Here is a 25,793-nt window from a genome sequence, read left to right on the forward strand (position 1 = left end):
GTCGAGGGTGTCGGGGGTGGCACGAGCGGCGCGCCTCATTTGACACATCAGGCGCCACATCGTACGCGACCCCGGCTCAGGCTGTGTGACGTTTGCGGTAGCCGTCGAGGAAGCGCGCGATCCGGTTGATCGAATCCGCGAGGTCGTCGACGTTCGGCAGGAACACGACACGGAAGTGATCCGGCGTCTTCCAGTTGAAGCCAGTGCCCTGCACGAGCAGCACGCGCTCTTCGAGCAGCAGGTCGAGGATGAACTGCTGGTCGTTCTGGATCGGATACACCTTCGGGTCGAGGCGCGGGAACATGTACAGCGCCGCCTCGGGCTTCACGCAGCTCACGCCGGGGATCGCCGTCAGCATGTCGTAGGCGAGCTCGCGCTGCTTGTACAGGCGCCCGCCCGGCACGATCAGGTCGTTGATGCTCTGATAGCCGCCGAGCGCGGTCTGGATCGCGTACTGGCCGGGCACGTTCGGACACAGCCGCATCGACGCGAGAATGCCGAGCCCTTCCAGATAGTCTTTCGCGAGCCGGCGGTTCTCGCCGGTCAGGCCCGAAATGGCCATCCAGCCGGCGCGATAGCCGCACGAGCGGTAGCTCTTCGACAGGCTGTTGAACGTGACGGTCAGCACGTCTTCGGACAGCGACGCCAGCGACGTGTGCGTCTTGCCGTCGTAGACGATCTTGTCGTACACCTCGTCGGCGAAGATCACGAGGCCGTGCTGGCGCGCGATCTCGATCAGGCCGAGCAGCAGTTCGTCCGAGTACAGCGCGCCGGTCGGGTTGTTCGGGTTGATCACGACCAGCGCGCGCGCGTTCGGCGTGATTTTCGCGCGGATGTCATCGAGGTCGGGCATCCAGCTATTCGACTCGTCGCAGATGTAGTGCACCGGCGTGCCGCCCGCGAGGCTCACGCCGGCGGTCCACAGCGGGTAATCGGGCGCGGGCAGCAGCACTTCGTCGCCGTCGTTGACGAGGCCCTGGAGCGCCATCACGATCAGCTCGGACGCGCCGTTGCCGATGTAGACGTCGTCCAGTTCGACGCCGTGCACGCCCTTTTTCTGCGTGTAGTGCATGATCGCCTTGCGCGCGGCGAACACGCCCTTCGAGTCGGAGTAGCCCGACGAGCTGGGCAGGTTCAGGATCATGTCCTGAATGATCTCGTCCGGCGCCTCGAAGCCGAACGGTGCCAGATTGCCGATGTTCAGCTTGATGATGCGGTGACCCTCTTCTTCGAGCCGCTTCGCATGTTCGAGGACGGGCCCGCGAATGTCGTAGCAGACATTCAACAACTTGTTGGATTTGAGAATTGGTTTCACGGCGGGCACTTGATCCTGGTTGATGGCTGGGGCAAACCTTGGGCAAACGGGGCCTGGCTGACGACGCCGGGCCGCTCGGATTCACCGCTACGGGGAATTCGGACGCGACGGCGGCCAGTCGCGAAATGGGGTCGAACTGTCGAGCGGCCGCGGCTTTTCGGGTTCCGGCGTGAAAAAAAACGCAGCGAAAGCGGGCGATGCCAACCCAGGTGGCCGGTGGGCCACGGCGATGCGCCCAGCGCGGCTTGTGGCGGCACTTGAGCGAGGGGCGCCGCAAGGCGGCTAAAAAGTTATAATTTAGCGGATTTTGGCCGACTTCCGCAATGCACCACCCGCATCGGCAAGCCTTTTCGGCCTTCTCGTGTGTCACACGCGTCGAACCGCGCGGCCTGTGCGACGTGCAGCCAGGCCGGCAACACGCATGACGTCTCACGACGACTTCGGAAAACCAATTTGAAATTACATCAGGATTCCAGCGGCGCGCTCAATACCGTTACCGGCTACGGCGCCGACTACGTCGAAATCAATCTGGTGCGTCACGCGGGCAGTATTCTCGTGCTGCCGGACGCGCCGGTCATTCCCTGGCCCGTCTCGTCGTTCGAGCAGTTGAGCGCCGAGCATTTCGCGATGCTGGTCGACGCCGCGCCCGAAGTGGTCGTGTTCGGCAGCGGCGAGCGGCTGCGCTTCCCGCACCCGCGCCTGACCGCCGCGCTGACCGCGAAACGCATCGGCGTAGAAACGATGGACTTCAAGGCCGCCTGCCGCACCTACAACATTCTGATGGCCGAGGGCCGCAAGGTCGCGGCCGCGTTGCTGATCGAGGCCTGAGCGTGCCCGGTTCTGGCCCCCCGCGTCGCGCCCGTGCGCGCGCCGTCGATAACAAGAAGGGTTGATATTTCATGAACGATACGCCGTCGAGGCTACCGCTCAATCGCACCGCGATCCTGTTGCTGGTGCTGGTTCTCGCCGTGATCTGGTTCGTGCCGCTCGGCTGGCGCCATCTGCTGCCGAGCGACGAAGGCCGCTACGCCGAAATGGCGCGCGAAATGTTCCTGACCGGCGACTGGATCACGCCGCGCTACAACGCCTACAAGTACTTCGAGAAGCCGCCGCTGCAAACCTGGGCGAACGCGCTGACGTTCGCGTGGTTCGGCATCGGCGAATGGCAGGCGCGCCTCTATACCGCGCTGACGGGCTTCGCCGGCGTGCTGCTGATCGGCTTTACCGGCGCCCGCGTGTTCAACGCGGCGACCGGCGTGTTCGCGGCACTCGTGCTCGCCTGTTCGCCGTACTGGAACCTGATGGGCCACTTCAATACGCTCGACATGGGCCTGTCGCTCTGGATGGCGCTCACGCTGTGCGCGCTGCTGCTCGCCCAGCGCCCGAATCTGCGGCCCCCATGCGTGCGCGGCTGGATGTGGGTGTGCTGGGCGTCGATGGCGCTGGCGGTGCTCTCCAAGGGCCTGGTCGGGCTGATCCTGCCGGGCGCGGTGCTGGTGCTCTACACGCTGATCGCGCGCGATTGGGCGCTGTGGAAGCGTCTGCATCTGGTGAGCGGGCTGATCGTTTTTTTCGCGATCGTGACGCCGTGGTTCGTCCTCGTGCAGCAGCGCAATCCGGAATTCCTGAACTTCTTCTTCGTCGTTCAGCAGTTCAAGCGCTATCTGACGCCCGAGCAGAATCGCCCCGGCGCGTTCTACTACTTCGTGCCAGTACTGCTGGTGGGCTTCCTGCCGTGGCTGTCGGTAACCGTGCAAAGCGTGCGCCACGCGTGGCGCCAGCCGCGTCAGCCGAACGGCTTCGCGCCGGTCACGCTGATGCTCACGTGGATCGTCTTCATTTTCCTGTTCTTCAGCGCGTCGCACTCGAAGCTGCTGTCCTACACGCTGCCGATCGCGCCGCCGATCGCGATGCTGATCGGCATGTATCTGCCGCTCGTCACGCGCGAGCAGCTGCGCCGGCATCTGGCGGGCTACGCGCTGTTTTTCGTGGTCGCCGCGTTTGCGGCGCTGTTCCTGCCGCGCTTCGGCACCGCGCGCAATCCAGCCGAGCTGTATGCCGAATACCGCGTGTGGGTGCTCGCCGCGCTAGCCGTCGCGTTCGTGCTCACGCTGTTCGCGCTGTGGCTGAACCGCCGCGGCCAGGGCGGCGTGGGCGCCAACGCGCGAGTCGGTCTCGGCAGCCTCGCCGCGTTCGGCGCGGGCTGGCTGCTGCTCGGCACCATCGCGGGCACCGGCCACGACGTGTTCGGGCGCCTGAGTTCCGGCGCGCCGCTCGCGCCCGCGATCAAGGCCGAGCTCGCGAAGCTGCCGCCCGACACGCCGTTCTACTCGGTCGGCGTGCTCGACCACACGCTGCCGTTCTACATCGGCCACACGATGATCATGGTCGCGCACCCGGACGAGCTCGCATTCGGCGTGTCCGTCGAGCCGCAAAAATGGGTGCCGACGGTCGACGCGTGGATCGAGCGCTGGAAGGCCGATCGCTACGCGCTCGCGCTGATCCCGCCGCCGACCTACGACCGCCTCGTCAAGCAAGGCGTGCCGATGCAGGTGATCGCGCGCGATCCGCGCCGCGTGGTGGTGATGAAGCCGCTCGCCGACGCGGCTCCCGCCGCCGCCCCGGCCGCAGCGGCAGCAGCAGCGCCCGCTACCCCCGCTACCCCCGCTAACGCCGCCTCGGCAGTCGTGGAAGTGAGGCCCGCGGCATCGGCCACGCCGGCCCCCGTCTCCACGCCCGCGGCAAAGCCCTAACCCTTTCGAGAACCAGACCGTTCGATGAACCCGATTTCCCTGTTCTGCATCCTGGCCGGCGTCACGCTGAATGCCGGCGCGCAGCTGCTGCTCAAGGCCGGCACGAATGCCGTTGGACACTTCGAATTCACCCGTGCGAACATCCTGCCCATCGGCTTCAAGCTGGCAACCCAGCCGCCGATCATCGGCGGACTCGCCTGCTACGTGATCAGCGTGGCGGTGTGGATCATCGGGCTCTCGCGCGTGGACGTGTCGATCGCCTATCCGATGCTGTCACTGGGCTACGTCGTCAACGCGATCGCCGCGTGGTACCTGTTCGGCGAAGTGATGTCGGTGCAGAAGCTGGTCGGCATCGGCATCATTCTCGTCGGCGTGGTCGTGCTCGCGCGCAGCTAGGCGCGGCGCCCCGCGTAGGAACCGGCGCGGCACACGCGCCGCCTAAGCGTGACGTAAGGTAGGCCGCGGTAAGCTGTGCGGTTGCGTTTTTTAAGCCGCGGCCTTGGGTTTGCGGGTAGTTTGTGGTTTACTTCGCGCCCGTCGGGCGGCGCCCCTTTCAATCGAGCGATGCATTCATGAGCCAGTCACAAGTCCCGTTTTTGCCGTTTGTCAAACCCGAGATCGACGAGGAAACGATCCAGGGCGTCGCCGACGTGCTGCGTTCCGGCTGGATCACCACCGGCCCGCAGAACCAGAAGTTCGAGGCCGCGCTGTCCGAGTTCTGCGGCGGCCGCCCGGTGCGCACCTTCAATTCCGGTACCGCGACGCTCGAAATCGGCCTGCGCATCGCCGGCGTCGGCCCCGGCGACGAAGTGATCACGACGCCGGCCACCTGGGTGTCGACCTGCAACGTGATCCTCGAAACCGGCGCGACGCCAGTGTTCGCCGACATCGACCCGATCACGCGCAACATCGATCTCGACCTGCTCGAAAAAGCGATCACGCCGCGCACCAAGGCGTTGCTGCCGGTGTTCCTGTCGGGCCTGCCGGTCGACATGGACCGTCTGTACGGGATCGCCCGCGCGCACGAGCTGCGCGTGATCGAAGACGCCGCGCAGGCATTCGGCTCCACCTGGAACGGCGAGCGCATCGGCAAGCTCGGCGACATCGTGTCGTTCAGCTTCCACGCGAACAAGAACCTGACCTCGGTCGAAGGCGGCGCGCTGGTGCTGAACAACGAGGAAGAAGCGGTGCTCGCGCAGAAGTACCGGCTGCAGGGCATCACGCGCACCGGCTTCGACGGCATGGACTGCGACGTGCTCGGCGGCAAGTACAACCTGACCGACGTCGCCGCGCGTGTCGGCCTCGGCCAGCTGCCGCATCTCGAGCGCTTCATCGCGCAGCGCAAGAAGCTCGTGCGCGCGTACTTCGCGCAACTCGAAGGCGGCGCGGCCGTTCGGCTCGGCGTCGGCCTGCCGCCCGCGGACTTCGAAAACAGCAACTGGCACATGTTCCAGATCACGCTGCCGCTCGAAAAGCTGTCGATCGACCGCGCCGGCTTCATGGGCGAGCTGAAGGAGCGCGGCATCGGCTCGGGCGTGCACTACCCGGCGCTGCACCTGTTTTCCCTGTACCGCGCGCGCGGCTTCAAGGAAGGCATGTTCCCGCACGCGGAGCGCTTCGGCGCCACCACCGTCACGCTGCCACTCTTCACGCTGATGAACGAAGGCGACGTCGAGCGCGTGTGCCGCGCGGTCAACGAAATTTGCGAACACTACGGAAAATAAGCGGACATGACTTATTCGGAACATCGCGCCGTCGCACCGGAAGTGTCGATCATCATTCCGGTGTACAACGAGGAAGCCGGACTGGCCGCGCTGTTCGCGCGCCTCTATCCGGCGCTCGACGCGCTCGGCACCGGTTATGAAGCGATCTTCATCAACGACGGCAGCCGCGACAAATCCGCGGCGCTGCTCGCCGGGCAGTTCCGCGCGCGCCCCGACACCACGCGCGTGATCCTGCTGAACGGCAACTACGGCCAGCACATGGCGATTCTCGCGGGCTTCGAGCAGTCGCGCGGCGACATCGTGATCACGCTCGACGCCGACCTGCAGAATCCGCCCGAGGAAATCGGCAAGCTCGTCGCGAAGATGCGCGAAGGTTTCGACTACGTCGGCACGATCCGTCGGCAGCGCCAGGACAGCCTGTGGCGCCGCAAGGCGTCGCGCGCGATGAATCATCTGCGCGAGCGCATCACGCGCATCAAGATGACCGACCAGGGCTGCATGCTGCGCGCCTACAGCCGCCATATCGTCGATACGATCAACCGCTGCGGCGAAATCAACACGTTCATCCCGGCGCTCGCGTACACGTTCGCGCAGAATCCGGTGGAAATCGAGGTCGCGCACGAGGAACGCTTCGCCGGTGAGTCGAAGTACTCGCTGTACTCGCTGATCCGTCTGAATTTCGACCTCGTCACCGGCTTCTCGGTAGTGCCGCTGCAATGGCTGTCGTTCATCGGCGTGATCCTGTCGCTAGGGTCTGCGGCGCTGTTCGTCCTGCTGCTGATTCGCCGTTTCATCATCGGCGCGGAAGTGCAAGGTGTGTTCACGCTGTTCGCCATCACGTTCTTCCTGCTCGGCGTGATCATCTTCGCGCTCGGCCTGCTCGGTGAATACATCGGCCGGATCTATCAGCAGGTGCGTGCGCGGCCGCGTTATCTGGTGCAGACCATTCTCGAGCAACGCGACGGCGGGGCCGTCGCCGAAGCGCCGCGTCAGACCGTCGTGCAAGGCGTGCAGCCGGTGCCGGTCGCCGACCAGGGACACCATCCATGAAGCCGCGCGCCGTCGTATTCGCGTATCACAACGTCGGCGTGCGCTGCCTGCAGGTGCTGCTCGCGCGCGGCGTCGAGGTCGCGCTCGTCGTGACCCACGAAGACAACCCGAGCGAGAACATCTGGTTCGGCAGCGTCGCATCGGTGGCAGCCGGGCACGGCATTGCCGTCGTCACGCCGGCCGATCCGAAGAGCCCCGAACTGCGCGCCGCGGTGAGCGCCGCGCGGCCGGACTTCATCTTCTCGTTCTACTACCGCCACATGTTACCGCTCGACCTGCTCGCGATCGCCGCACGGGGCGCTTACAACATGCACGGCTCGCTGTTGCCGAAGTATCGTGGACGCGTGCCGACCAACTGGGCGGTGCTCAACGGCGAAAGCGAAACCGGCGCAACGCTGCACGAAATGGCCGCGAAGCCCGACGCCGGCGCGATCCTTGCGCAAACACCGGTGCCGATCCTGCCCGACGACACCGCCGCGCAGGTCTTCGACAAGGTCACGGTCGCCGCCGAGCAAACGCTGTGGCGCGTGCTGCCGGCACTGCTCGCGGGCGAGGCGCCGCATCTGCCGAACGATCTCGCGCATGGCAGCTACTACGGCGGGCGCAAACCGGAAGACGGCCGCATCGACTGGAATCAGTCCGCGCAACAGGTCTACAACCTGATCCGCGCGGTCGCGCCGCCGTATCCGGGCGCGTTCACCGAGCTGAACGGGCGCCGTTTCATCGTCGCGCGCGCGCGTCTGGCCGCGCCCGGCGCGCTCCGCTCGGATTTGCCCCCGGGCCTGCACGTAAGCGATAATGCCGTTTTCGCGATCTGCGGCGACGGCCGCACGATCAACATCCACGAATTGCGGCACCAGCACGACGGCGGCGAGTCTGCCGTCAGTCCGGCGGAATTCGCCCAGCTCATCCAATCTCATTCATGAAAAAAGTCCTGATTCTGGGTGTGAATGGCTTCATCGGCCATCACCTGTCCAAACGCATTCTCGAAACCACCGACTGGGAAGTGTTCGGGATGGACATGCAGACCGAACGTCTCGGCGACCTCGTCAATCATGAGCGGATGCACTTCTTCGAAGGCGACATCACGATCAACAAGGAATGGGTCGAATATCACGTCAAGAAGTGCGATGTGATTCTGCCGCTCGTCGCGATCGCCACGCCCGCAACGTATGTGAAGCAGCCGCTGCGCGTGTTCGAACTCGACTTCGAGGCGAACCTGCCGATCGTGCGTTCGGCCGTCAAGTACGGCAAGCATCTGGTGTTTCCGTCGACCTCCGAGGTCTACGGCATGTGCACGGACGAGCAGTTCGATCCGGAAGAATCGCAGCTGTCGTACGGCCCGATCAACAAGCCGCGCTGGATCTACGCGTGCTCGAAGCAGTTGATGGACCGCGTGATCTGGGGCTACGGCATGGAAGGCCTGAACTTCACGCTGTTCCGTCCGTTCAACTGGATCGGCCCGGGCCTCGACTCGATCTACACGCCGAAGGAAGGTAGCTCGCGCGTGGTCACGCAGTTCCTCGGCCACATCGTGCGCGGCGAGAACATCAGCCTCGTCGATGGCGGCGCGCAGAAGCGCGCGTTCACGGACATCGACGACGGCATCAGCGCGCTGATGAAGATCATCGAGAACAAGAACGGCGTCGCCACCGGCAAGATCTACAACATCGGCAACCCGATCAACAACTTCTCGGTGCGTGAGCTCGCGCACAAGATGCTGGCACTCGCGGCCGAATTCCCCGAATACGCGGACTCGGCCAGGAAGGTGCAACTGGTCGAAACGTCGTCGGGCGCGTACTACGGCAACGGCTATCAGGACGTGCAGAACCGCGTGCCGAAGATCGACAATACGAAGCAGGAACTCAACTGGGCACCCACGTCGACTTTCGACGAAGCGCTGCGCAAGATTTTCGAAGCGTATCGCGGCCACGTCGCGGAAGCCCGCGCACTCGTCGAACAGCAATAAGGGCGCGTCCTTGGCTCGCATCGTCCTGAAGATCGACGTCGACACGCTGCGCGGCACCCGCGAAGGCGTGCCGAATCTCGCGCGCATCTTCGACCGCTTCAAGGCGCGCGCCACCTTCCTGTTCAGCCTCGGGCCCGACCACACCGGTTGGGCGATGCGCCGCGTGCTGCGGCCGGGCTTTCTGAAGAAGGTGTCGCGCACGTCGGTGGTCGAACATTACGGCGTCAGGCAGTTGATGTACGGCGTGCTGCTACCCGGTCCGGACATCGGCGCGAAGGCCGCGGCCGAGATGCGCGCGATCCACGAAGCCGGCTTCGAGTGCGGCATCCATACGTGGGATCACGTGTACTGGCAGGACAACGTGCGCGCCAAAGATCGCGCGTGGACCGTCGCGCAGATGCAGCGGAGCCACGCGCGGTTCATCGAGATATTCGGCGCGCCGCCCGTCACGCACGGGGCCGCGGGCTGGCAGATGAACGGCCACGCGTTCGAGCAGATCGACGCGTGGGGCATGCGCTACGCTTCCGACGGCCGCGGCCACTCGCCATATCTGCCGGTGGTCGACGGCAGGACGCTGAAGCACGTGCAGATGCCGACCACGCTCCCGACGCTCGACGAAGTGCTCGGTGTCGATGGTGTCGATACGCACAACGTCGCCGCGTGGATGCTGAAACAAACTGAAAAAAATCCGCACGACCAGGTGTTCACGCTGCACGCGGAACTCGAAGGACAGAAACTCGCGCCGGTTTTCGAACAGTTGCTCGAAGGCTGGCGCGCCCAGGGCCATACGTTCGCGACGATGGGCGATTACTACGCCACGCTAGACCGCGACACGCTGCCATCGTACCCTGTCGCGTGGGGCGAGATTCCGGGACGCTCCGGCGAACTGATCGTCCAGCCCTGAAGGCCCGCGACGCGGGAGTCGTTAGAAGGCGCGCCGCTTGTTACCCGCCTGTTGCCCGCTTCCTTGCCGGGTCTGACGATCGGACAACCGCGCGCCGACCGTATTCCCGAACAACAACAACCTCGACGACAGACCGGCCGACGCCGCGGCACCTAGCGACGCCAGCCCCAATAACCGGAGAACCTCGTGTCCATCGCAGTCGACCAACCCATCCCCGACTTCACCGCCGCCGCGACGGGCGGCGAAATTACGCTGTCAAAGCTGCGGGGCAAGAAGGTGGTGCTGTATTTCTATCCGAAGGACAACACGCCGGGCTGCACGACCGAAGGGTTGCAGTTCCGCGATCTGTATCCGAAGTTCAAGAAAGCCGGCGCGGAAGTGATCGGCGTGTCGCGCGACAGCCTGCGTTCGCATGACAACTTCAAGGCTAAGCTCGAACTACCCTTCCCGCTGATTTCCGACCCGGAAGAAACGCTGTGCGCCCTCTTCGCCGTCATCAAAATGAAGAAAATGTATGGCAAAGAGGTACGGGGCATCGAGCGCTCCACGTTCCTCATCGACGCCGATGGCGTGCTGCGCCGGGAGTGGCGCGGCGTTAAAGTGCCGGGCCACGTCGACGACATTCTGGAGGCTGTACAAGCGCTTTGATGCGCGTTATATTGGCCCGCAATGAGTGCCTGTCCACCCCACATTGTTCTCCGCTGCGCCAGCCCTGACGGCCGCCTGACCGGATCCACCGGTGCCGTTCGGAGCGTGAGGCGCAACGTGAGCATCATCGTCGAGCCGCTTGCCCCGAATGCCGGGGCGGCGGCTTTTTTAATTGCGCGCGACCGTTCGTTCATTGGTTCACGCGCTTCCGTCAAGGAGCCTATCGAAAACCAGGCGAACCGGCATCTCTAGACCGAATGCGCGCCTCCTTGCGCAAACTCGATGTCCCATGAGGGCATCGTCAGAATGCGACGGGCGGCGCACGATATGTGACCCGATCATTCCGAGGGAAACCATGCCTTTGCCTACTCCCCCCAACAAGCTCGGCAATCTTTTGTCGCCTGACGAATACAAGGCCAAAGCCGTCACGCCCGCGCGCTCCACCGCGAAAAAACAGGCGCGTGAAGGGGAATCCGCAGAGTCGGCCGATTACGGCCGCGTCAATGTCGCCACACCGATGGCGCACGCTGCCAACGCCGCCACCACGTTGTGGCCCGTGCCCGCCGTCGAGTCGCCGCCCGCCGCGCAACCCGCGCCCGCGCGCGGCCGCAAGACCAGGCAGACCGCCGCGCTGTTGCAGCCGGTTCCGTCCGCGCGAGCGCAGCTCGAAGCCGACGCGGCCGAAGCGCAGACGATCGTCGCACGCGCGCCTGCCGCGAAGCAGCGCACGGACGAAACAGCCGCCGCGCCCGCCGCAGCGAGCCCTGCCGCCACGCGCAAGAAACGTGGCACGGGCGCCACGCCAGCCGAGGTGCAGAAGCTTTTCGTGCTCGACACCAACGTGCTGATGCACGATCCGAGCTGCCTGTTCCGCTTCGAGGAGCACGACGTCTATCTGCCGATGATGACGTTGGAAGAGCTCGACAACCACAAGAAGGGAATGTCGGAAGTCGCGCGTAACGCGCGTCAGGTGAGCCGCACGCTCGACGCGCTCGTCGCGAACGCGGGCGACATGGCCGACGGCATTTCGCTCGCGCGTCTGGGCAGCCGCGAGGCGTCCGGGCGGCTGTACTTCCAGACCCGGCTGACCGCGATCGAGCCGGTCGAAGGTCTGCCCGAAGGCAAGGCCGACAACCAGATCCTCGGCGTCGTGCGCGCGCTGCAGCGCGATCGCGCGGATCGCCAGGTCGTGCTGGTGTCGAAAGACATCAACATGCGCATCAAGGCGCATGCGCTCGGTCTGCCCGCCGAAGACTACTTCAACGACCAGGTGCTCGAGGACAGCGACCTGCTGTACACGGGCATCCGCGCGCTGCCGCAAGACTTCTGGACCAGGCACGCGAAGGGCATGGAAAGCTGGCAGGACACGAAAACCGGCACCACGTACTACCGCGTGACGGGTCCGCTGTGCGCATCGATGCTGGTCAACGAGTTCGTTTATCTGGAGCCGCAGAACGGCGAGCCCGCATTTCATGCGCTGGTGCGCGAACTGAACGGCAAGACCGCGCTGCTGCAAACGCTGCGTGACTATGGCCACCACAAGAACAACGTGTGGGGCATCACGGCGCGCAATCGCGAGCAGAACTTCGCGCTGAACCTGCTGATGAATCCGGACATCGACTTCGTCACGCTGCTCGGCCAGGCCGGCACCGGCAAGACGCTGGTCGCACTCGCGGCGGGTCTCGCGCAGGTGCTCGACGACAAGCGCTACAACGAGATCATCGTGACGCGCGCGACGGTCCCGGTCGGCGAAGACATCGGCTTTCTGCCGGGCACCGAAGAGGAAAAGATGCAGCCGTGGATGGGCGCGTTCGACGACAACCTCGAAGTGCTGCAGAAAACCGACGACGCCGCCGGCGAATGGGGCCGCGCCGCCACCCAGGAGCTGATCCGCTCGCGCCTGAAGATCAAGAGCATGAACTTCATGCGCGGCCGCACGTTCGTCGACAAGTATCTGATCATCGACGAGGCGCAGAACCTGACGCCGAAGCAGATGAAGACGCTCGTCACGCGCGCGGGTCCGGGCACGAAGATCATCTGCCTTGGCAACATCGCGCAGATCGATACGCCTTACCTGACCGAGGGCAGTTCGGGCCTGACCTATGTGGTCGATCGCTTCAAGGGCTGGGCGCACAGCGGACACGTAACGCTCGCGCGCGGCGAGCGCTCGCGCCTCGCTGACTACGCGTCGGAGATTCTCTAGAGGTTTGCCGTTTTTTTCCGGCGTTTGATCGCAGGCCGCGTCCGGTTCGTTCCGGACGCGGCTTTTTTTGTTGCGTCGACGTTCCACGCAGGCAACACTTAGCGCACAAACTTCAAGTAATTTATCAACAATTCTTGCCGCAGCCTTGTTGGGCGGCTACCATCCCGACATCCTCAGTGAGTAAATGGGCGCTTACCGCCCGTGCCGTCTTCATGCGCCGACTCGCCTTATCGCTGCTGCCCGTCCTGCTGCTCGCCGCCTGTGCCGGCGCGCCGCAGAAGACGTCGCGCGGGTCAGGCGGCAGCGTCGTCGCGAACGGCGCCTATCGCGCGCCGCCGCCCGGCTTTCCCCACTTCGTCGATCACAGCATCGGCCGCGAGGAAATCTCCATCCAGGCGATGAGTCTCGTCGGCGTGCCCTACCGGTGGGGCGGCAATACGCCCGACAGCGGCTTCGATTGCAGCGGGCTCGTGCGGTACGTCGTGCTGCGCGCGGCGTCGGTGAACCTGCCGCGCACGACGGCCGAGATGAGCGGGCGCGGCGAGTCGATCGAACCGGACGAAATCGCGCCGGGCGATCTGATCTTTTTCAACACGACCGGGCGCGCGCATTCGCACGTCGGCATCTACGTGGGCAAGCTGCGCTTCGTCAACGCGCCATCGACGGGCGGCACCGTGCGGCTCGACTATCTGACCAATCCCTACTGGGCGAAGCGCTTCGACGGCATCCGCCGGATGGCGGGACCGGCGGCAACGCCGGCGCCGTTCGATACGCCGAGCTATCAGGCTGCGGCGCCGCAAACCGAGCGAGGTGCTGCGGTCGCGGCGACGGGCACGGCAACAACCGTGGCAGTTCCGGCAGCGTCGACCTACGCGGGCCCGACGGCGCTGTCCAGCGCGGCGTCGATGGCAACGGCCCGGCCGGTCGCGAGCGCGACGCCGGCGACCCGTGCAGGCGGCGGCACGTCCGTCGTGCAAGCCGATCAATTCGAGCCGCCGCCGTCGGGCCTCGGCGCCGCGCAGCTGCAGGCACGCTCAGCGGGCGCCGTGGCAGCGACGATGGTCCCCGCGGCTCAGGCGAGCACGTTTGAAAGCGGCGCTCGTTCGCCCGCTCAACCGATGCAGTCCGCGACGACCGCCCGCACCCTTGCCCAACCTTCACCCGACCCGATCGACGCCGCCGCCGATGCATTCGAACCGCCGCCACCCGCCTCCATCGCGGAACGCCAGGCGCGGCAGATGCAGCAGACCGAAGGCACTGGATCCGTGCAGCTCATGCGTGCGTCGACGGCTTCCCACGGCGTGCCCGCACCCACGCAAAGCAGCGACGACCCGATCGCCCGTTTCGCGAACGGCAACTTCTGACGCCGTGATCTGCTATCGTCATCGATATTCTTTCGACGGCGGGTAACGACCATGGAACTCGGGCTCAGAAATAAGGTGGTGCTCATCACCGGCGGCAGCAAAGGCATCGGTTTCGCGTGCGCGCGCGCCTTCGCACAGGAAGGCGCGAAGGTCGCGATCGTGTCGCGCGACCCCGCCAACCTTGCGCGCGCCTACGAACAGCTGAAACAGGAAGGATTCCACGTGCACCGCACGCGCGCCGACCTGCACGAAGCGCACAGCGCCGCCGATATCGTCGAGGAAGTCAGCACCGCCGTGGGCCCGATCGACGTACTGGTCAACAGTGCCGGCGCCGCGCGCCGGTACGACCCCGAGGCGCTCGATGCCGACGCATTCCGCGCGACGATGGAAGCGAAGTATTTCCCGTATATCTATCCGCAGCAGGAAGTGCTGCGCCGTATGGCCGAGCGCGCGAAAGCCAACGGCGGTGCCGAGCCGGGCACGATCGTCAATATCATCGGCATGGGCGGCAAGGTCGCGAGCGACATCCATATCGCAGGCGGCGCGGCCAACGCGGCGCTGATGCTCGCGACCGTCGGCCTCGCGCACTACTACGCGCGCTATGGCATCCGCATCAACGCGATCAATCCGGGCTCGACGCTGACCGAGCGCGTCGAGGAAGCGGTCCGGCTGGAAGCGGCGCAGCAAGGCATCGGCAATGACGAAGCGCTGGCGCGCGGCCAGGCCCGGATGCCGCTCGGGCGCTATGCAAAGCCGGAGGAAATCGCCGACGTGGCGCTGTTCCTCGCGAGCCGCCGCGCGAGCTATGTGACGGGCGCGATCATTCCGATGGATGGTGCGAACGCGCCGCTGATCTGAACGCGTCGTGCAACGCGCTTTTTAGTCGAACTGCGTAGGGACACCGGTGCGATGCCATGGGCGGCATGTAGCCGAAGCCCGCGCGTGCTGTTCAGCCAAACTCAGCCGAACCCGGCAGCGCAGGCCTGCATTGCATGGTGATTACAGGAAGTGGTGGCCCAGCCACCAGGCCCCGCCGGACAGCACCGCGGAAGCCGGGATCGTCAGAATCCAGGCCCAGACGATGTTGCCGGCGACACCCCAGCGCACCGCGCTCAGCTTCTGCGTCGCGCCGACTCCGACGATCGCGCCGGTGATCGTATGCGTGGTAGAGACGGGAATGCCGAGCGCCGAGGCGGTAAAAAGCGTGATCGCTCCGCCCGCCTCCGCGCAGAAGCCGCCGACCGGCTTCAACTTCGTGATTTTCTGGCCCATCGTGCGCACGATGCGCCAGCCACCGAACAGCGTACCGAGACCCATCGACAGATAGCAGCCGCCGATCACCCACAGCGGCGGTGCGTCCGCCTTCATCGACGCGAAGCCGGTGGCGATCAGTAGCATCCAGATGATGCCGATGGTTTTCTGCGCGTCGTTGCCACCGTGACCCAGGCTGTACAGGCCAGCGGAGAACAATTGCAGACGCCTGAAGCGACGGTCGACCTTGCTAGGCGGCGTGCGGAAGTACAGCCACGACACCAGCAGCATGAAAAACGAGCCGAGCACGAAGCCGAGCAGCGGTGAAATGAAGATGAACGCGACGGTCTTCATCAGGCCATCCCAGTTCAGCGATCCCCAGCCCGACTTCGCGAGCGCCGCACCCACGAGGCCGCCGATCAGCGCGTGCGACGAACTGGACGGAATGCCGTAGACCCAGGTGATCACGTTCCACGCGATCGCGCCGACCAACGCGCCGAAGATCACGTAGTGGTCGACGATGTCCGGGTCGATCGTGCCCTTGCCGACGGTCGTGGCCACCTTCAGGTGAAACACGAAATACGCGATGACGTTGAACGCCGCCGCGAACGCCACCGCCTGCTGTGGCTTCAGCACGCCGGTCGACACGACCGTGGCGATCGAATTCGCCGCATCGTGAAAACCGTTCATGAAGTCGAACACCAAAGCAATGGCAACCAGGCCGGTGACGACCCAGATAGCGAGTTGTATCGATTGCATTATGCGTTTTCCAGCACGATGCCTTCGATGATGTTGGCCACATCCTCACACTTGTCCGTGATCGTTTCGAGCAGCTCGTAGATCGCCTTGAGCTTGATCAGGACCTTGACGTCGTCTTCCTCGCGGAACAGCTTCGACATCGCCGCGCGCAGCACGCGGTCGGCTTCCGATTCGAGCCGGTCGATGTCCTCGCAGGCCTTCAGGATCTGGCTCGCCTGCTTCATGTCCGACAGCAGGCTGACCGCAAACTGCACGCGCTCGCAGGTCGCAGTGCAGATATGCGCGAGCTGGCTCGCCTCCGACGTGACCGCTTGCACGTCGTACAGCGAGATCGCGGTGGCGACGTCCTCCATCAGGTCGAGGATGTCGTCCATCGTCGTGATCAGCTTGTGGATCTCGTCGCGGTCGAGCGGCGTGATGAAGGTCTTGTGCAGCAGGTCGATGGCTTCGTGCGTGAGCTTGTCGGCCGCTTTCTCGGCCTTTTGTACGTTCTGCTTGTGGGTTTCGGCGTCCTGCAGATTGTCGATCAGGAGCTCGAGTTCGCGGCTTGCCGAGATGATGCACGTTGCGTGCGAGTTGAAGATTTCAAAGAACTTGCCCTCGGTGGGCATGAATCGACCGAACATTGGGATCCTGGAAATGGGTCACGTTATGGCTGACATAAAACCGCCATATTGTACCGTTCCGCCCATCATTGCCGCACTCGCGACAGCGCCGTTACAACAGCCCACGGCGCCTTGCGTCACTCGCCGCCGTAGAAGTTCTGCGCGCCCGCAAAGTTGTCGAACTTCGTGTATTGGCCGTGGAAAGTGAGCCGAACGGGACCGATCGGACCGTTCCGCTGCTTGCCGATGATGATCTCCGCGGTGCCCTTGTCGGGGCTGTCCGGGTTGTACACTTCGTCGCGGTAGATGAACAGGATCACGTCGGCGTCCTGTTCGATAGCGCCCGATTCGCGCAGGTCCGACATGATTGGCCGCTTGTTGGGCCGCTGCTCGAGACCGCGGTTCAGCTGCGACAACGCGATCACCGGCACGTCGAGCTCCTTCGCGAGGCTCTTCAGCGAACGCGAGATTTCCGAGATTTCGGTCGCGCGGTTTTCGCCCGACGACGAGCCGCTCATCAGCTGCAGATAGTCGATGATGATCAGCCCGAGCTTGCCGCACTGGCGCGATAGCCGGCGCGCGCGCGAGCGCAGTTCCATCGGGTTCAGACCGCCGGTTTCGTCGATGAAGATCTGTGCCTCGCTCATTTTCTGCACCGCATGCGTGAGCTTCGGCCAATCCTCGTCGGTCAGACGCCCGGTTCGCATGCGATGCTGATCGAGCCGGCCGACCGAGCCCAGCATACGCATCGTGAGCTGCGTGCCCGGCATTTCCATCGAGAACACCGCGACGGGTAGTCCGTACTCGACCGCGACGTATTCGCCGATGTTCATCGAAAACGCCGTCTTACCCATCGACGGACGGCCCGCGACGATGATCAGCTCGCCGCCGTGCATGCCCGAGGTCATACGATCCAGATCGACGAAGCCGGTCGGCGTGCCGGTCACGTCGCTCGGATTGGCGGTGTGATAGAGCGTGTCGATCCGCTCGACCACCTGAGTCAGCAGCGGCCCGATCTCGAGAAAGCCCTGGGTGCCGCGCGCGCCGTCTTCGGCGATCGAGAACACCTTCGATTCCGCTTCGTCCAGCAATTGCCGGACTTCCTTGCCTTGCGGGTTGAACGCGTCGGCGGAGATTTCATCGGCGACCGACACGAGCCGGCGCAGCACCGCGCGGTCGCGCACGATTTCCGCATAGCGGCGGATGTTGGCCGCGCTCGGCGTGTTCTGCGCGAGCGCGTTCAGGTAAGCGAGGCCGCCGACATCTTCCGCCTTGCCCGAAGTGCCGAGCGCTTCGTAGACGGTGACCACGTCGGCCGGCCGCGTGGCCGCAATCAGCTTGCCGATGTGCTCGAAGATGATGCGGTGGTCGTAGCGGTAGAAGTCGCTTTGGGCGAGGAAGTCGGCGATGCGGTCCCAGGCCGCGTTATCGAGCAGCAGGCCGCCCAGCACCGATTGCTCGGCTTCGATCGAATGCGGCGGGACTTTCAGCGACTCGAGTTGGGGATCTTTGGACGGTGCGTTCATGGGGAGGAATTATCGGGCAATCCGGCGACGGCTGCGAGCGGAAAAAACGCAAATACGGGGATATGCGAGAGATAGTCGGGCACAAAAAAAAAGCAGGGGCCGGTTTCCCGGCCCCTGCTCTTCACCAGCAATACGCTGGCTGATCCTGCCTGATGCTTGATGCGGTCGGCTTAGACGTGCTCGCCGATCACGGCCACCGTCACATCGACGAGAACGTCGGTGTGCAGCGAAACCTGAACCGGGTGCTCGCCAACCATCTTCAGCGGGCCTTCCGGCAGACGCACTTGCGCCTTTTCCACTGCGAAGCCTTGCTTGCCGAGCGCTTCGGCGATGTCGGCGTTCGTCACCGAGCCGAACAGACGGCCGTCGACGCCAGCCTTCTGATTGACCTGAACGGTCTGGCCTGCCAGCTTTTCGCCTTGAGCCTGAGCGGCTGCCAGCTTTTCAGCGGCGTGCTTTTCGAGTTCTGCGCGGCGCACTTCGAATTCAGCGAGGGCTTCCTTCGTTGCACGGCGAGCTTTCTTGTTCGGGATCAGGAAGTTACGTGCGTAACCGTCCTTGACCTTCACGATGTCGCCGAGGTTACCCAGATTGACGACTTTTTCCAGAAGAATGATTTGCATTCGGATGCTCCTTATCGCGTCGTCGGGTTAGGCCTTGTGCTGGTCGGTGTACGGCACCAGCGCGAGGAAACGTGCGCGCTTGATAGCCGTATCCAGCTGGCGTTGATAATGCGCCTTGGTACCCGTGAGACGTGCCGGCGTGATCTTGCCGTTCTCGCCGATGAAGTCCTTCAGCGTTTCGATGTCTTTGTAGTCGATGTACTCGACGCCAGCAGCCGTGAAACGGCAGAACTTCTTGCGCTTGAAGAGCGGGTTCTGTTGCTGACGACGCTTGTCGAATTTCTTACCAGTCGGGCGGGGCATGATTAGTCCTTTCCAATGTCCTGCAATGCTGTGATGTGAAATACCAGAGTTCGCGCGTTACGGTGCTTTTTAGCCAGAAAACCTGTGAAGAGCGTTTCGACGCCCATCTGACAGTTTTCGAGCTTACCGCTCGCTTCGCCCGCGGCGACCGCCTGCATGGTCAGTTCGACCTGACGGGCAATGCCCGCCTCGACGACTTCCGTGCGGTGGTGCAACGTGCAGCTTGCAATCGGAACGCCGGCGGGGGTGTACCGCACCGGTTCGCGTTCGACGACGCTCGCCGTAAGTTGCAGCCGGTTCATGTACCTGTTTATGTCTTCGTGTACGTGAGCGAAGCGACGCTGCGTGTCTGGCAGCTTAAATAATGAGTCTTAAGCCTGCGCTTCGGTCGGCTGAGCTGCTGCCGACTTCTTGGCTTCTTCGCGCTGCACTTCCTTCATCATCGGCGACGGGCCGGTTTCGGCCTTCTTCATCTTGACGATGAGGTGACGCAGAACGGCGTCGTTGAACTTGAACGCGTGTTCCAGCTCGTCGAGCGTGGTCTGGTCGCACTCGATGTTCATGCAGACGTAGTGAGCCTTCGCGAGTTTCTCGATCATGTAGGCCAGTTGGCGACGGCCCCAGTCTTCGACGCGGTGGATCTGACCACCGTGCGACGTGATCGTGCCCTTGTAACGCTCGATCATGGCGGGTACCTGCTCGCTTTGATCGGGATGCACGATAAAGACGATTTCGTAATGACGCATTACACACTCCTTGTGCTGACTTTTGGATAGAAGCCGCCCGGGCGTCGGAACCGGTGCGGCAAGTGAGAAGCCGAAGAGTGTAACCCGAATGGGGACGGGTTGCAAGGAATTCCGCCGATTCGGCGGCGGAATCGGATGTGTTTTCAAGAGCTTAGGGTGGTGGGTCGCGGAAGTCGTGCCGTTCTTGCCCCTCAACCCGCTTCCGTGCGCTGGCTGCCGCTCTGCAAACGCGCTCTGAGCGCCGCTTCGAGTCCCTTGAGCGCATCGGGCGCGGCGTCCGAGATCGCCCACCAGGTCATGCCCGCCCGCGTCCCAGTGCGCGATCGAATAGCCGTCGTGGGCGAGCGATGCCGGCGCCGCGCCGTCAATGCCACGCGTCGTGGACTGCGGAAACACATACACGTCGATCACGTGCTTGCCGTAGCGGTACACGAGCACCGCGACCCGCTGGTGCGCGAGGTAGTCGAGTCGGCCCCCCTCCAGCGCGAAGCCGGCCGCCGCGAGGTCCTCGACCGGCGGCGAATAGTCGAGCCGACCGTTGAACCATGGCTTGACCGTGTGACGGTCGGTCGAAATTACGTCGATGTCGCGGCCGGAAACCTGCGCGCGCACATGGCTTTCGATGAGTTCGTCGGTGAATGGCGTGAATTCGGCGGGACGGCGCAGCGTCAGCGTCAGGACAGCGGTGGCCGCACACAGCGCGATCACGAGCACCGCGAGACCGCCGCGCGCGACCACGCGGTTGGCGCCGCCGGCGGCATGCGGTCCGTTGAAGCCGATTAGCCGGCCGCGTGAACCGCCCGAGCGACCCGGACCGCTGAAGCCACCGAGCCACCGGTCGAGCCACGCTGGCCGCCGCGCCCAGCGACGCTGACGCTGAGGTTCGTACGTCGCCATGTCGGTCATCCCGGCGCTAGCGCTGCCGGTAGCCTCCTCCTCTGCATCTTCAGGCGCCGCCGTCGTGGCCAACCCCGCAGTTCCTCCCTCGACCGCGCCGGGCAAGCCCGCCACGATCCGCGCCCGCAACGACTGCGGCGCCCGATGATACGGCGCCGCGCGCAGCGCGCCGCTCAGCGCGCGCAGGTTGTCGCTCGCGCGCCGGCAGTCGTCGCAGCTCTCGATATGCTGCTGGACCCGGCGCGCATCGGGTGCCGGCAGTTCGTGATCGGCATTCGCCTCGAGGAGCGGCCGAGCTTCGTTACAGTCCATCCGGCGTCTCCTGAGCGGGGTCGGCGGCAGCGCCGGGAATGTTGAGGGGCCGGCCGTCGGCAAACGCCCGGAGTTGCGTCACTGTTGCGGTGGCGGGCACGACCGCCGATGATGCCGCGCGGCCGTCGCCGGAACTTCGCGGTGACCGGTCGGACGGCGCGCAGGGCGTGGACGACCCCGAGGGCGCGACTGCCGCCGACTGCACGACTCGCCCGGACTGCGCCCCCTGCTCCAGCGGCGCTTGCGTCGACCCGCGCCGGTCACCCTGCCCGCCTTTGCGCCCCCCGCCAACCGACTCCCCCCCGCCTCGCTGCTGCGCCATCAACACCTCCGCCAGCTTGCGCCGCCCACGCGCGAGCCGCGACATCACCGTACCGATCGGCACATCGGCCACCACCGCGATCTCCCGATATCCCATCTCCTCGAGCTCGCGCAAGACCAGCACCTCGCGATACTCGACCGGCAAACGCGCCAACGCGTCGTGTACCTGGCGTGCATCCTCGTCACGGATCAGCAGCGTTTGCGGATCGTCGCCGCCCGCGCTCCAGCCGTCGAGGGTCGCGTCGTCCATCGTTTCGTCGAACTCGAGCATGTCGTGCGACGGCGCGCGCCGGCGCCATTCCGTGTACCAGGTGCGGCGCACGATCGCGAGCAGCCACGGCCGCGCGGAGTCGCCGCGAAACGTATCGAAGAAGCGGAACGCGCGCATGAACGCTTCCTGCACGACGTCCTCGGCATCGTTCGGATTGCCGCACAGCCAGCGCGCGAGGTTGTACGCGGCGTCGAGATGCGGCAACGCCAGCTGCTGGAAGCGGCGGCTTTTCGCTGCGTCGGCATCAGCGTCTGAATCGGTCTGGACCACGTGGGCCCCTCCAAGGGCATGGCGGCTGCGTCGTGCGGGTCGCTGTTGCGCGTCCCGCGTGGTGTCGTTCCCGACGTGTCTTTCACAGCAGAACTGGCCATAGACCGAGTTTATTCCCGACTCAGGCGAGCGTTCGCAAGAAAGACCGCGATCGCCTGCGCGCCCCGCTCGCCAGCTAGTACGATGGCCGGTTCCAGTAGTCGTCGCTCGCGTACACGTCTTTCAGATAGTCGATGAAATAGCGCACCCGCGCCGGCACGAAGCGCTGCTGCGGATAGACCGCAAGAATGTCGTAATCGGGCAGCGCATAATCGTCGAGCACGGTTTCGAGCTCGCCGCGCGCGAGCTGCCGCTGGATTTCCCACGTCGAACGCCAGCCGAGTCCGAGCCCCTCCGAAACCCAGCGATGCAGCAGTTCGCCATCGTTGCAGTCGAGCGAGCCGCCCACCCGCACCGTCGCGAGCTTGCCGTTGCGGCGGAAATACCAGCCGCGGTTCTGCCCGCCTTGCAGATTGAACGCGAGACAGTTGTGGGCCGGCAGATCCTCGAGCGTCTTCGGCTTGCCGTGACGGCGAAAATAGTCGGGCGTACCGCACACCACGCGCCGGTTCGACGCGAGCTTCACCGCGACGAAGTTCGGATCGACCGCGCCGCCGATGCGGATCGACAGATCGTAGCCCTCGCGCACCAGATCGACGACCCGGTCGGTCAGATTGAACGACATCTGCAACTCGGGTTTGTCGCGCAGAAATGCAGGCGCGAGCGGCGCGACGTGCTTACGCCCGAACGCGGCGGGCGCCGACACGATCAGATGGCCGTTCACCGCGCGGCGCCCCGCGCTCAGTTCGTTTTCCGCCTGATCCCATTCGCTGAGAAGCCCGCGGCAGCGTTCGAGAAACGCGGCGCCGTCCTCGCTGACGACGAGCCGCCGTGTCGTGCGATACATCAGCTTCACGCCGAGGCGCTTCTCGAGCGCATCGATGCGCCGCCCGAGAATCACCGGCGACACCCCTTCCTCAAGCGCCGCCGCCGCGAGACTGCCCGCATCGGCGACCCGCACGAAAGTTTCGATCTGTTTGAAGCGGTCCATGTTCGTCTCCCACGTGTCCCTTGCCGGGCTGATGCCGGCCGTGCGCCGGGCTTCACGTCATTCCATACTTTTTGTTTCGGAATAAGCGACCCGGACTGATCTTATCAAACCTTTGGCGCAGGCCTACAGTGTCCCTCAACCGACGTAATTCCCGACCTTGAGGAGACATTCATGGCCAAAATGAGAGCCGTCGACGCCGCCGTTCTGGTGCTCGAAAAAGAAGGCATCGATACCGCGTTCGGCGTGCCGGGCGCCGCGATCAACCCGTTCTACTCGGCGATGCGCAAAGCCGGCGGCATCAGCCACGTGCTCGCGCGCCATGTGGAAGGCGCGTCGCACATGGCCGAGGGCTACACCCGCGCGCAGCCGGGCAACATCGGCGTGTGCATCGGCACCTCGGGCCCCGCGGGCACCGACATGATCACCGGTTTGTACTCCGCACAGGCCGACTCGATTCCTATTCTGGCTATCACAGGCCAGGCGCCGCGCGCGCGTCTGTACAAGGAAGACTTCCAGGCCGTCGATATCGAATCGATCGCCAAGCCCGTCACCAAGTGGGCCGTGACCGTGCGCGAGCCGGCGCTGGTGCCGCGTGTGTTCCAGCAGGCGTTCCATCTGATGCGCTCGGGCCGCCCGGGCCCGGTGTCTGGTCGATCTGCCGATCGACGTGCAGCTCGCCGAAATCGAATTCGACATCGACACGTACGAGCCGCTGCCGGTCTACAAGCCGAAGGCGACCCGCAAGCAGATCGAGGCAGCGCTGACGCTGCTCAACGATGCCGACAAGCCGTTGATCGTGTCGGGCGGCGGCGTGCTGAACGCCGTAGCCGAAGACCTGCTCGTGAAGTTCGCCGAAACGCTCGGCGTGCCGGTGATCCCAACGTTGATGTCGTGGGGCGCGATTCCCGACGACCATCCGCTGATGGCCGGCATGGTCGGTCTGCAGACCTCGCATCGCTATGGCAACGCGACGATGCTCGCGTCCGACTTCGTGCTCGGCATCGGCAACCGCTGGGCCAACCGTCACACCGGCAGCGTCGATGTCTATACGAAGGGGCGCAAGTTCGTGCACGTCGATATCGAACCGACGCAGATCGGCCGCGTGTTCGGCCCGGATCTCGGCATCGTGTCGGACGCGAAGGCCGCGCTCGAACTGTTCGTCGAAGTCGCCGGCGAATGGAAGGCCGCGGGCAAGCTGAAGGATCGCGCCGCGTGGGTTGCCGATTGCCAGCAACGCAAGCGCACGATGCTGCGCAAGACGCACTTCGACAACGTGCCGATGAAGCCGCAGCGCGTCTACGAAGAGATGAACCAGGTGTTCGGCCGCGACACGTGCTACGTGAGCACGATCGGTTTATCGCAGATCGCCGCCGCGCAATTCCTGCACGTGTACAAGGCGCGCAACTGGATCAACTGCGGCCAGGCCGGCCCGCTCGGCTGGACGATTCCGGCGGCGCTCGGCGTGCGCGCGGCCGATCCGCAACGGCCGATCGTCGCGCTGTCGGGCGACTACGACTTCCAGTTCATGATCGAGGAGCTTGCGGCCGGCGCGCAATTCAAGCTGCCGTACGTGCATGTCGTCGTGAACAACTCGTACCTCGGGCTGATTCGCCAGGCGCAGCGCGCGTTCGAAATGGACTACTGCGTGCAGCTCGGCTTCGAGAACATCAACTCGCCGGAGATGAACGGCTATGGCGTCGATCACGTCGCGGTGGCCGTTGGTCTCGGCTGCAAGGCGATTCGCGTGCTCAAGCCGGAAGAGCTGAAGCCGGCGCTGCAAAAAGCGCAGTCGATGCTGGCCGAGTTCAACGTGCCGGTGATCGTCGAAGTGATTCTCGAACGCGTGACCAACATCTCGATGGGCACCGAGATCGACGCCATCAACGAGTTCGAGGAACTCGCGGAAAAGCGCGAGGACGCGCCGACGGCGATCAGCCTGCTCGATTGAGCGTTGCGTCTTCGCGGTATTCGCAGCATTCAGCGCGCTCGATGCGCGAGGTCCGGGCTCATGCTCCGCGCCCTCGCCTCATCGAGACCAGCGCGCCACTCCCTGACCGACCTGAGAGACAAAAGCACCATGCCTAAATTCGCAGCGAACCTGACGATGCTGTTCAACGAAGTGCCGTTCCTCGACCGTTTCGCGGCAGCGGCCAACGCCGGCTTTCATGCCGTCGAATTCCTGTTTCCCTATCCGTATTCGATCGCCGAATTGAGTGCACGTCTGCAGCAGAACCGCCTCAAGCTGGTGCTGCACAACCTGCCGGCCGGCAACTGGGAAGCCGGCGAACGCGGCATCGCGTGCCTGCCCGATCGGGTCGCCGAGTTTCAGGAAGGCGTGGGCCGCGCGATCGAATACGCAAGCGCCTTGAAGGTGCCGCAACTGAACTGCCTCGTCGGCATTGCGGGCGCGAACGTCGACGCCGACACCGCCCGCGCAACGATCGTCGACAACCTGCGCTTTGCCGCGCGCGAACTCAAGAAGGCCGGCATCCGGCTGCTCGTCGAGCCATGCAACTCGTACGACATTCCGGGCTTCGCGCTGAACCGTTCGCGCGATGGACTCGACGTGATTCGCGAGGTCGGCTCGGACAATCTGTTCCTGCAATACGACATCTATCACATGCAGCGGATGGAAGGCGAACTCGCGGCGACGATCGAAAAGAACCTCGCGCAGATCGCGCATATCCAGCTCGCGGACAACCCTGGGCGGCACGAACCGGGCACCGGCGAGATCAACTATCCGTATCTGTTCGCGCTGCTCGACTCGCTCGGCTTCGACGGCTACGTCGGTTGCGAATACAAGCCGCGCACGACGACCGATGCCGGCCTCGGCTGGGTGCAAAGCGTGGCAGGTCAGGCGCGCGGCGCGGCGCATGCGGCGGCTTGAGG

Annotated in this window: 24 protein-coding genes and 2 pseudogenes; 15 read left to right on the forward strand and 11 right to left on the reverse strand. The window is 64.6% G+C overall.

From position 1 onward, the window contains the following. Nucleotides 1–76: 76 nt before the first annotated feature. Entirely contained in the window at nucleotides 77–1,324 is a 1,248-nt protein-coding gene (locus OKW30_RS10445) for a pyridoxal phosphate-dependent aminotransferase (protein WP_311539526.1), read from the reverse strand. 444 nt (nucleotides 1,325–1,768) lie between these two features. On the opposite strand from OKW30_RS10445, the gene OKW30_RS10450 reads away from it, so the two are divergent. The 13 genes from OKW30_RS10450 (at nucleotide 1,769) to OKW30_RS10510 (ending at nucleotide 14,788) form a co-directional block, all read left to right on the forward strand. After that, nucleotides 1,769–2,143 (forward strand): Mth938-like domain-containing protein, encoded by a 375-nt coding sequence (locus OKW30_RS10450; protein ID WP_090804589.1) that lies wholly within the window; start codon nucleotides 1,769–1,771, stop codon nucleotides 2,141–2,143. 71 nt (nucleotides 2,144–2,214) lie between these two features. Continuing rightward, nucleotides 2,215–4,068, forward strand: a complete 1,854-nt coding sequence (locus OKW30_RS10455) for an ArnT family glycosyltransferase (protein ID WP_184063744.1) — start codon at nucleotides 2,215–2,217, stop codon at nucleotides 4,066–4,068. 24 nt (nucleotides 4,069–4,092) lie between these two features. Beyond that, nucleotides 4,093–4,464, forward strand: a complete 372-nt coding sequence (locus OKW30_RS10460) for an SMR family transporter (RefSeq protein ID WP_013089326.1) — start codon at nucleotides 4,093–4,095, stop codon at nucleotides 4,462–4,464. A gap of 176 nt (nucleotides 4,465–4,640) precedes the next feature. After that, a complete protein-coding gene (locus OKW30_RS10465) occupies nucleotides 4,641–5,792 on the forward strand; it encodes a DegT/DnrJ/EryC1/StrS family aminotransferase (RefSeq protein WP_187628316.1) in 1,152 nt (383 codons plus the stop codon). Nucleotides 5,793–5,798: 6 nt separating this feature from the next. Beyond that, nucleotides 5,799–6,842, forward strand: a complete 1,044-nt coding sequence (locus OKW30_RS10470; protein ID WP_184063750.1) for a glycosyltransferase — start codon at nucleotides 5,799–5,801, stop codon at nucleotides 6,840–6,842. Beyond that, entirely contained in the window at nucleotides 6,839–7,768 is a 930-nt protein-coding gene (locus OKW30_RS10475) for a formyltransferase (RefSeq protein WP_429346651.1), read from the forward strand. The genes OKW30_RS10470 and OKW30_RS10475 overlap by 4 nt, the downstream gene beginning before the upstream one ends. After that, nucleotides 7,765–8,811, forward strand: a complete 1,047-nt coding sequence (locus OKW30_RS10480) for a bifunctional UDP-4-keto-pentose/UDP-xylose synthase (protein WP_429346652.1) — start codon at nucleotides 7,765–7,767, stop codon at nucleotides 8,809–8,811. Before OKW30_RS10475 ends, OKW30_RS10480 begins: the two co-directional genes overlap by 4 nt. Nucleotides 8,812–8,821: 10 nt before the next feature. Next, nucleotides 8,822–9,715, forward strand: coding sequence for a polysaccharide deacetylase family protein (locus OKW30_RS10485; RefSeq protein ID WP_184029077.1), 894 nt, complete (start codon nucleotides 8,822–8,824; stop codon nucleotides 9,713–9,715). A 186-nt stretch (nucleotides 9,716–9,901) separates the two neighbouring features. Further along, nucleotides 9,902–10,363, forward strand: coding sequence for a peroxiredoxin (locus tag OKW30_RS10490; RefSeq protein WP_184063758.1), 462 nt, complete (start codon nucleotides 9,902–9,904; stop codon nucleotides 10,361–10,363). A gap of 117 nt (nucleotides 10,364–10,480) precedes the next feature. Next, nucleotides 10,481–10,615, forward strand: a complete 135-nt coding sequence (locus tag OKW30_RS10495; protein WP_260321379.1) for a hypothetical protein — start codon at nucleotides 10,481–10,483, stop codon at nucleotides 10,613–10,615. 103 nt (nucleotides 10,616–10,718) lie between these two features. Further along, complete coding sequence (locus OKW30_RS10500) at nucleotides 10,719–12,566, forward strand: PhoH family protein (RefSeq protein WP_184063761.1); 1,848 nt, start codon at nucleotides 10,719–10,721, stop codon at nucleotides 12,564–12,566. A 212-nt stretch (nucleotides 12,567–12,778) separates the two neighbouring features. Next, nucleotides 12,779–13,930, forward strand: a complete 1,152-nt coding sequence (locus OKW30_RS10505) for an NlpC/P60 family protein (protein ID WP_429346653.1) — start codon at nucleotides 12,779–12,781, stop codon at nucleotides 13,928–13,930. Between the two features lie 51 nt (nucleotides 13,931–13,981). Further along, complete coding sequence (locus OKW30_RS10510; protein ID WP_184063767.1) at nucleotides 13,982–14,788, forward strand: SDR family oxidoreductase; 807 nt, start codon at nucleotides 13,982–13,984, stop codon at nucleotides 14,786–14,788. A gap of 141 nt (nucleotides 14,789–14,929) precedes the next feature. Here the strand turns inward: OKW30_RS10510 and OKW30_RS10515 are convergent, their stop codons facing one another. From OKW30_RS10515 to OKW30_RS10560, 10 genes and pseudogenes are all read right to left on the reverse strand, one after another. Then, complete coding sequence (locus tag OKW30_RS10515) at nucleotides 14,930–15,940, reverse strand: inorganic phosphate transporter (protein WP_184029113.1); 1,011 nt, start codon at nucleotides 15,938–15,940, stop codon at nucleotides 14,930–14,932. Beyond that, a complete protein-coding gene (locus OKW30_RS10520) occupies nucleotides 15,940–16,566 on the reverse strand; it encodes a DUF47 domain-containing protein (RefSeq protein ID WP_018418171.1) in 627 nt (208 codons plus the stop codon). Before OKW30_RS10520 ends, OKW30_RS10515 begins: the two co-directional genes overlap by 1 nt. 116 nt (nucleotides 16,567–16,682) lie before the next feature. Continuing rightward, nucleotides 16,683–18,071, reverse strand: a complete 1,389-nt coding sequence (locus tag OKW30_RS10525) for a replicative DNA helicase (RefSeq protein ID WP_187628322.1) — start codon at nucleotides 18,069–18,071, stop codon at nucleotides 16,683–16,685. Between the two features lie 170 nt (nucleotides 18,072–18,241). After that, on the reverse strand, nucleotides 18,242–18,694 hold the full coding sequence (gene rplI / locus OKW30_RS10530; protein WP_187618805.1) for a 50S ribosomal protein L9: 453 nt from the start codon (nucleotides 18,692–18,694) through the stop codon (nucleotides 18,242–18,244). A gap of 27 nt (nucleotides 18,695–18,721) precedes the next feature. Then, complete coding sequence (gene rpsR / locus OKW30_RS10535; protein ID WP_013588504.1) at nucleotides 18,722–18,997, reverse strand: 30S ribosomal protein S18; 276 nt, start codon at nucleotides 18,995–18,997, stop codon at nucleotides 18,722–18,724. Between the two features lie 2 nt (nucleotides 18,998–18,999). After that, on the reverse strand, nucleotides 19,000–19,299 hold the full coding sequence (gene priB / locus OKW30_RS10540; RefSeq protein ID WP_008922420.1) for a primosomal replication protein N: 300 nt from the start codon (nucleotides 19,297–19,299) through the stop codon (nucleotides 19,000–19,002). Nucleotides 19,300–19,368: 69 nt separating this feature from the next. Further along, nucleotides 19,369–19,743, reverse strand: a complete 375-nt coding sequence (gene rpsF, locus OKW30_RS10545; protein WP_090804556.1) for a 30S ribosomal protein S6 — start codon at nucleotides 19,741–19,743, stop codon at nucleotides 19,369–19,371. 191 nt (nucleotides 19,744–19,934) lie between these two features. Continuing rightward, nucleotides 19,935–20,952 (reverse strand): annotated as a pseudogene (locus OKW30_RS10550) (anti-sigma factor family protein). Next, the gene (locus tag OKW30_RS10555) at nucleotides 20,942–21,814 is read right to left on the reverse strand and encodes an RNA polymerase sigma factor (RefSeq protein ID WP_429346654.1); all 873 of its coding nucleotides are present in this window, start codon (nucleotides 21,812–21,814) and stop codon (nucleotides 20,942–20,944) included. Before OKW30_RS10555 ends, OKW30_RS10550 begins: the two are co-directional and overlap by 11 nt. 175 nt (nucleotides 21,815–21,989) lie before the next feature. Then, entirely contained in the window at nucleotides 21,990–22,904 is a 915-nt protein-coding gene (locus OKW30_RS10560; protein WP_184029161.1) for a substrate binding domain-containing protein, read from the reverse strand. A gap of 171 nt (nucleotides 22,905–23,075) precedes the next feature. Between OKW30_RS10560 and gcl the strand changes: the two are divergent. Both gcl and otnI read left to right on the forward strand, forming a co-directional pair. Then, nucleotides 23,076–24,852, forward strand: a pseudogene (gene gcl / locus OKW30_RS10565) (glyoxylate carboligase). 129 nt (nucleotides 24,853–24,981) lie between these two features. Continuing rightward, a complete protein-coding gene (gene otnI / locus OKW30_RS10570) occupies nucleotides 24,982–25,791 on the forward strand; it encodes a 2-oxo-tetronate isomerase (protein ID WP_184063787.1) in 810 nt (269 codons plus the stop codon). The last annotated feature ends 2 nt before the right edge of the window (nucleotides 25,792–25,793 follow it).

This window comes from Paraburkholderia sp. Clong3 (genome assembly GCF_050436485.1).
Classification (GTDB): Bacteria; Pseudomonadota; Gammaproteobacteria; order Burkholderiales; family Burkholderiaceae; genus Paraburkholderia; species Paraburkholderia tuberum.